Source organism: Bradyrhizobium altum (assembly GCF_020889705.1).
Classification (GTDB): Bacteria; Pseudomonadota; Alphaproteobacteria; order Rhizobiales; family Xanthobacteraceae; genus Bradyrhizobium; species Bradyrhizobium altum.
On the sequence record NZ_JACMYP010000500.1, the window covers coordinates 1 to 2,438 of the forward strand.

At 63.9% G+C, this 2,438-nt stretch carries 3 protein-coding genes; all 3 read right to left on the bottom strand.

All coding sequences use genetic code 11. The features are described from left to right. Positions 1-117 precede the first annotated feature (117 nt). Positions 118-1,119, bottom strand: coding sequence for a tyrosine-type recombinase/integrase (locus H8B02_RS46835; protein ID WP_229172453.1), 1,002 nt, complete (start codon positions 1,117-1,119; stop codon positions 118-120). Beyond that, positions 1,116-2,042, bottom strand: a complete 927-nt coding sequence (locus H8B02_RS46840) for a tyrosine-type recombinase/integrase (RefSeq protein ID WP_229172454.1) — start codon at positions 2,040-2,042, stop codon at positions 1,116-1,118. Before H8B02_RS46840 ends, H8B02_RS46835 begins: the two co-directional genes overlap by 4 nt. Next, positions 2,039-2,438 (bottom strand): tyrosine-type recombinase/integrase (locus H8B02_RS46845; protein ID WP_229172455.1); only part of this gene is annotated, 400 nt, incomplete at its 5' end. The genes H8B02_RS46845 and H8B02_RS46840, both read right to left, overlap by 4 nt.

Genomic DNA, 2,438 nt, shown 5'->3' on the forward strand with positions numbered 1-2,438 from the left:
GGTTTATGCCGCCCGCCGAACTATGCCGAACGGGTTTGGTATGGCACGCCGTTGTCACGCTGCCACACGTCGATCGCGTGCAGGGCAGCCCCATTCCATTCGGCATAGTCTGGTCGTTCAGAGCGACTCCAGAAAGGCGAGCAGGCGGTCGTTCGGCTGGAAGCGGGTTCGCTTGCCGCGCTCGTACGGCTTGAGCTTCGCCAGGGCAGCTTCCTTGAGGGCGAGGTGGGCGTGCAGGTACGTCTGCGTCGTCTCGACCGATTCATGACCGAGCCACAGCGCGATCACGGAGCAGTCGACGCCGGCCTGCAGCAGTTCCATCGCAGCGCTGTGCCTCAGCACGTGCGGTGACACGCTCTTGGCCTTCAAAGACGGGCAACTCTTGTGAGCGACGCGAACATGCTTTCCCAGGAGCGACTGGACGCTGTCGGCACTGAGCCGGCCCCCGTGCACATTCGGGAACAACGCTGTTGCTCCTTTCCGCAACGGTTCCTTGAGCCATGCCTGGAGCGCAGATCGAGCGAGTGTGGTCAGCGGCGTGGTCCGCTCCTTCCGCCCTTTACCGACGCATCGTACGTGTGCACCAGACCCGAGGTGGACGGCATCCCGGTCAAGGCCAGTCAGCTCGGAGAGGCGTAAGCCCGTCTGGGCCGCGACCAGCAGCAAGGTGTGATCGCGGCGGCCAAGCCACGTCGTTCGATCGGGCGCGGCGAGAACCGCCTCGATCTCGGGGCGCGTCAGGAAGTGCGCCTGTCGCTTGTCGTGGCGCTTGCTCGGTATGGCGAGCACGCGCTGGATCAGCGCACTGTGTGCCGGTTCCTCGAAGGACACGAACCTGAAGAAGGATCGGATGGCGGTCAGACGCAGGTTACGCGTCTTCGCGCTGGCGCCGCGCTTTACCTCGAGATCGGTGAGGAACGCGCCGATGAACGTTGCGTCCAAATCGGTGAGCGTCAGGGCCGATGGGGGCTTCCGCAGCTGCACCTGTGCAAACATGAACAGCAGCCGGAACGTGTCCCTGTAGGAGGCGATCGTGTTGGCGCTAACATTGCGCTGGCGCATGAGGCGCTCGGTGAAGAAGCGCTCGATCAACGTGGCGACATTGCAGGCGGGCTTCATGACGTCACCTCCCACCGCCGATCGAGACGCCGCGCCGCTTCTTCCATCAACTCGGGGCAGGCCGAGAGATACCAGTAAGTATCGCGCACGCAGGCGTGGCCGAGGTAAGTGGAGAGCACTGGGAGTTGTTGCTCGACGTCCTTGCCTTCGCGATACCAGTCGAGCAGCGTCCGGATGGCGAAGCGCTGACGGAAGTCGTGCACGCGTGGCCCGGTATGATCACCTGGGCGCCGCAGCCCAATCTCTCTGGACAATCGCCAGAAGACGCGATGAACGTACTGGTGCAGCAAGCGGCCTCCCTGTTCGGCAACGAAGAAGGTCGAGCCGCAGCGTGATCCGAGCATCGCGTCGCGCCGGTGGGCGTAGTCGCGCAACACGGTTCTCGTGGTCGGATGCAATGGCACGAGCCGCGACTTGCCGAACTTGGTCAGCCGGACCGTCAGCACGCCGGCGTCGAGGTCGACGTCATCACGCTCCAGGCCCATCGCCTCGGATATACGCATGCCCGTCACCGCGATCAGCCCGAACAGGGTATGGTAGGTCCATCGGCGCAGCCCGCCCGCTGGCTGCAGAGCCAGCGCTGCCGTCAGCAACGCATCGATCTCCGCGTCGCTGTAGACATAGGGCTTGGCGCGCTTCCATCCGGGCAGCATGCCGACGGGCGGTACCTCCGTTCTCGGATCGAAGTTGGCGACATGGCGCGCGAACCCGCGCACGTCGCTCAATCGCAGCGCCCAGGATGCATGACGATCGGGCGGCAGCGTTGCCCATTCCATTGCCAGCTTCGTCGTGATGATCCTGGCTTTGCGCTTCTCCATGAAGGCGACGAAGTCGGCGAGCCGACGGGTCTGGTGCTCGTACTTGTATCCAAACCCCTTGCGCATGCTCAGGTACTTATCGAGTGCGGCGCGCAGATTGGTCATTGCACGCCTCCCGGCCAGGGCAGGCTCAATGTTCTCAACGCATCGATGTCGACCTTCGCGTAAATCCGGGTGGTGTCGTGGTTCTCGTGCCGCAGCAACTGTCCGATCTCCGACAAGGTCGCGCCAGATCGGAGAAGCTCGGTCGCGAGACTGTGTCGGAAGATATGGGCGCCGCGGTGTGCGCAACCTTCGATTCCAACGCGATCGAGGGCGGCCTTGGCGATCATGGTGATCGCACATCCGGAAGCAAACCCGATGTGCGGCGCGAGTGTGCGGACGAACAACCGTCGGCACGACGACTTTGGGCGGCCACTGCGCAGATATGCAACGATGGCCGCGCCAACGTCTGGCGGTATCGGCATCCGTGCACGCTGTCGGCCCTTGGCGCGAACGAGT

What these genes read in the sequence shown, in the direction of transcription:
- H8B02_RS46835 (WP_229172453.1), bottom strand. Translation starts at nt 1,119, where the DNA reads ATGAAGCCCGCCTGCAATGTCGCCACGTTGATCGAGCGCTTCTTCACC.
- H8B02_RS46840 (WP_229172454.1), bottom strand. Translation starts at nt 2,042, where the DNA reads ATGACCAATCTGCGCGCCGCACTCGATAAGTACCTGAGCATGCGCAAG.